General features: G+C 72.0%; 4 protein-coding genes. All 4 read left to right on the top strand.

Going from position 1 to position 4,291, the window contains the following annotated elements:
- The first annotated feature begins 121 nt into the window (after positions 1-121).
- The 4 genes from HLK59_RS48540 to HLK59_RS48525 all read left to right on the top strand — a co-directional run bounded on the left by HLK59_RS48540 (position 122) and on the right by HLK59_RS48525 (position 4,288).
- On the top strand, positions 122-1,258 hold the full coding sequence (locus tag HLK59_RS48540) for an LLM class flavin-dependent oxidoreductase (RefSeq protein WP_171148087.1): 1,137 nt from the start codon (positions 122-124) through the stop codon (positions 1,256-1,258).
- Positions 1,255-1,893 (top strand): CE1759 family FMN reductase, encoded by a 639-nt coding sequence (locus HLK59_RS48535; RefSeq protein ID WP_171148086.1) that lies wholly within the window; start codon positions 1,255-1,257, stop codon positions 1,891-1,893. Before HLK59_RS48540 ends, HLK59_RS48535 begins: the two co-directional genes overlap by 4 nt.
- Positions 1,894-2,155: 262 nt before the next feature.
- Positions 2,156-2,875 (top strand): response regulator transcription factor, encoded by a 720-nt coding sequence (locus HLK59_RS48530; RefSeq protein WP_171148085.1) that lies wholly within the window; start codon positions 2,156-2,158, stop codon positions 2,873-2,875.
- On the top strand, positions 2,876-4,288 hold the full coding sequence (locus HLK59_RS48525) for a HAMP domain-containing sensor histidine kinase (RefSeq protein WP_171148084.1): 1,413 nt from the start codon (positions 2,876-2,878) through the stop codon (positions 4,286-4,288). It abuts the gene before it with no gap.
- Positions 4,289-4,291: the final 3 nt, after the last annotated feature.

The raw sequence follows: 4,291 nt of genomic DNA, 5'->3' as shown, positions 1-4,291 counted from the left end.
GTGTGGGGGTGAGGGGGTGAGGGGGCGTGGCCTCGTCGTCGTCCGGCGGCGGAATATGTGTGACGGGCCGGCTGTTGCAGCGCTATAGTTGAACAGTCAACAACTTGGAGGTCGGTCGGCCATGCAGTTCGGGATCTTCTCCGTCGGCGATGTCACGCCGGACCCCACCACGGGCCGGACGCCGACCGAACGCGAGCGCATCAAGGCCATGGTCGCCATCGCGCTGAAGGCCGAGGAGGTCGGGCTCGACGTCTTCGCGACCGGTGAGCACCACAACCCGCCGTTCGTGCCCTCGTCGCCGACCACGATGCTCGGCTACATCGCCGCCCAGACCGAGAGGCTCGTCCTCTCGACCTCCACGACCCTCATCACCACGAACGACCCGGTGAAGATCGCCGAGGACTTCGCGATGCTCCAGCACCTGGCCGACGGCCGGGTGGACCTGATGATGGGCCGCGGCAACACCGGCCCCGTCTACCCCTGGTTCGGGCAGGACATCCGCGAGGGCATCAACCTCGCCATCGAGAACTACGCCCTGCTGCGCCGCCTGTGGCGCGAGGACGTCGTGAACTGGGAGGGGAAGTTCCGTACGGCGCTCCAGGGCTTCACCGCCACGCCCCGTCCCCTGGACGGCGTACCGCCCTTCGTCTGGCACGGTTCCATCCGCTCGCCCGAGATCGCCGAGCAGGCCGCGTACTACGGCGACGGCTTCTTCCACAACAACATCTTCTGGCCGGCCGACCACACCAAGCGGATGGTCGAGCTGTACCGGAGCCGGTACGCGCACTACGGCCACGGCACGCCCGAGCAGGCGATCGTGGGACTCGGCGGGCAGATCTTCATGCGGAAGAACTCCCAGGACGCGATCCGCGAGTTCCGGCCCTACTTCGATGTCGCGCCGGTCTACGGGCACGGGCCGTCCCTGGAGGACTTCACCGACCAGACCCCGCTGACCGTGGGCTCCCCGGAGCAGGTCATCGAGAAGACCCTGGCGTTCCGGGAGTACGCCGGTGACTACCAGCGCCAGCTGTTCCTCGTGGACCACGCGGGGCTGCCGCTGAAGACCGTCCTGGAGCAGATCGACATGCTGGGCCAGGAGGTCGTTCCAGTGCTGCGCGAGGAGTTCGCTAAGGGCCGCGCGAAGGATGTCCCCGAGGCGCCGACGCACGCGTCGCTGCTCGCCGATGTGAAGTCCGATGTGAAGTCCGAAGTGACGTCCGAAGTGACGCCCGGAGCGAAGAAGGAGACCGTCGCATGAAGCTCGTCGTCGTCTCTGCGGGACTGAGCGTGCCGTCGTCCACGCGGCTGCTGGCCGACCGGCTGGCGGCGGCGGTGGAGCGGCTCGCTCCGGCCGAGGTGCGGGTCGTCGAGGTCCGCGACCTCGCCGTGGAGATCGCCCACCAGTTCGCCAGCGGGTTTCCGGGGCGTGCCCTCGCCGCCGCGCAGGACGCGGTGGCCGGGGCGGACGCGCTGATCGTGGTCACTCCGGTGTTCTCGGCGTCGTACAGCGGGCTCTTCAAGTCGTTCTTCGACGTCCTCGACAAGGACGCGCTGGTCGGGAAGCCGGTGCTGGTCGCGGCGACCGGCGGCAGCGCGCGGCACTCGCTGGTGCTGGACCACGCGCTGCGGCCGCTCTTCTCCTACCTGCGGGCCGTCGTCGTGCCGACGGGGGTGTACGCCGCCTCGGAGGACTGGGGTGCGGAGGGGCTGGACGGGCGGATCGAGCGGGCGGCGGGGGAGCTGGCGGCGCTGCTGCCGGGGGGCCGTCCGGAGGCCGACTCGGCCGGGACCGCTGGGTCTGCCGGTTCGGCCAAGGCCAGGGACGCCTTCGAGGTCGTCCCGTTCGCCGAACAGCTGGCGGCACTGTCCCCGACGGGAGCACCGGCGGCCTGAGACTCCGCCGCGCCCGTGATGCGGGTCGGGCGGTCACGGCCTGCCCGGGCGTCTGGAGCTGGGGCGGTCGCTTGGCGGTCGCCGAGAGCCAGGTCGCCCGGCACCGAGACCCGAGGCGCTCGGTCTCCCGGCCCCGGTGGTGAGAAGCGCGTAGCCATACACCCCCCCCGGTTGCCTCTGTGACGGTGTGAGGGGGGTAAAAAGGCTGATCGTCGGGTCGCTCGTCCGGCTGAATGGGCGGTGGGCTTGGCAGTATGGAGGCGTGTCTCAGACCGTGCTGCTCGCCGAAGACGATCGCGCCATCCGTCACGCCCTGGAGCGCGCCCTGACCCTGGAGGGGTACCGGGTCACCGCGGTCGCCGACGGTGTCGAGGCGCTGGCGCAGGCCCACCGCACGCCGCCCGACGTGCTCGTGCTGGATGTGATGATGCCGGGGATCGACGGGCTCCAGGTCTGCCGGGTGCTGCGCGCCGAGGGCGACCGGACGCCGATCCTGATGCTGACGGCGCTCGTGGAGACCCAGGACCGGATCGCGGGCCTGGACGCGGGCGCCGACGACTACGTCCTCAAGCCTTTCGACGTCGAGGAGGTCTTCGCCCGGCTGCGCGCCCTGCTGCGCCGCACCGGCGGGGCCCACGGGGCCGCCCCCGTCGAGGCGCCGAAGCAGCCGCCGGTACCCGAGCGGTACCTGGAGGCGGCCGGGCTGAGGATGGACCCGCAGGCGCGGCGGGCCTGGCGGGACGGGCGGGAGCTGGAGCTGACCCGTACCGAGTTCGAGTTGCTGGAGCTGCTGGTGCGCAACAGCGGGATCGTCCTCGACCACTCCACGATCTACGACCGGATCTGGGGGTACGACTTCGGCCCGGGATCGAAGAACCTCGCCGTCTACGTCGGCTATCTGCGGCGGAAGCTGGACGAGCCGGGGGCGCCGCAGTTGATCCATACCGTGCGGGGCGTGGGTTACGTGCTGCGGGAGGACTGAGTGGGCCGCCTCGCGCGGCTGCTGCGCAGACGCCGGCCCGGCCTCGTCTCGCTCGCGACCACCTTCGCGGTGTCCTTCGCGGCGGTCACGGCGGCCGTCACCGTCCTCGTCGGGATCCTGTCGTACGGGGCCGCCGCCCGCCTGGTCCGGGTGGACCAGCAGTCCGTGTTCGACGAGGTCGTGCAGGATCTGCGGGACGAGGTGCGTGAGCACCGGATGACGCCGGAGGACTTCTCCTCGTCGGCGCCCGGACATGATCTGGTCCGTCCGGCCCGTACCGATGTGCAGGTGCTGGGGACGGACGGTTCGGTCGTCGACCCCGGCAGCCCGGGGCTGCCCGTCACCGACGCAGACCGCCGTGTCGCGGCGGCCTCGACGGCGGGCCGGCTGGCCGAGCACAAGGACGTCGACGTCGGCAGTGACGTCTACCGGGTCGCGACCGTCTCGCTCGGCGGCGGCAGGGGCGCGGTGCAGGTCGCGCAGGAGTTCAGCGACACCGAGGACCTGCTGCGGGCGCTCCAGCAGCGCACCCTGATCCTGATGGCGGCGGTCGTGGTCGCGGCCGGACTGTTCGGCTGGTGGCTGGCCCGGCGCATCACCCGCCGCCTGGTGATCCTCACCTCGGCCGCGGAGGATGTCGCCCGCACCCGCCGCCTCGGTATCCAGGTGCCGGTGACGGGGTACGACGAGGTGGGCCGCCTCGGCCGGGCCTTCGACCGCATGCTGGGGCGGCTGGCGCAGTCGGAGGACGACCAGCGCCGCCTGGTCCAGGACGCGGGGCACGAGCTGCGGACCCCGCTGACGTCCCTGCGTACGAACATCTCGCTGCTGCGGCGGATCGACGAGCTGCCGCCCGAGACCCGCGCCGAACTCGTCGCCGACCTGGGCCAGGAGGCCCGCGAACTGACCGACCTGGTCAACGAGCTGGTCGATCTCGCGGCCGGCCAGTCCGACAACGAGCCGCCGCAGCGGGTGGACCTCGCCGACATCGCGGAGGACGTGGCTGGCCTCGCGCGGCGCCGTACCGGGCGCGAGGTCGTGGTCCGGGCGAGCGGGGACACGACGACGGACGGCCGGCCGGGCATGCTGACGCGCGCGGTGTCGAACCTGGTGGAGAACGCGGCCAAGTTCGACCGTACGGGCCGCACCCCGATCGAGATCACGGTGACCGGCCCCGCCCGCCCGGGCACCGTCCGGGTGGCGGTCCTGGACCGGGGCCCCGGCATCGCCGAAGCGGACCTGGTCCGTGTCTTCGACCGCTTCTACCGGGCCGCCGACGCCCGCTCCCGCCCGGGGTCCGGCCTGGGCCTGTCGATCGTCCGCGAGGTGGCCCGGGCCCACGGCGGAGCCCCGTTCGCGTTGAGGAGGGACGGCGGAGGCGCGGCGATCGGCTTCACGGTGGGCGGGGAGTGAGGA

It is taken from the genome of Streptomyces sp. S3(2020) (genome assembly GCF_013044505.1).
Lineage (GTDB): Bacteria > Actinomycetota > Actinomycetes > Streptomycetales > Streptomycetaceae > Streptomyces.
This window is presented reverse-complemented; position numbering and strand designations above follow the sequence as displayed.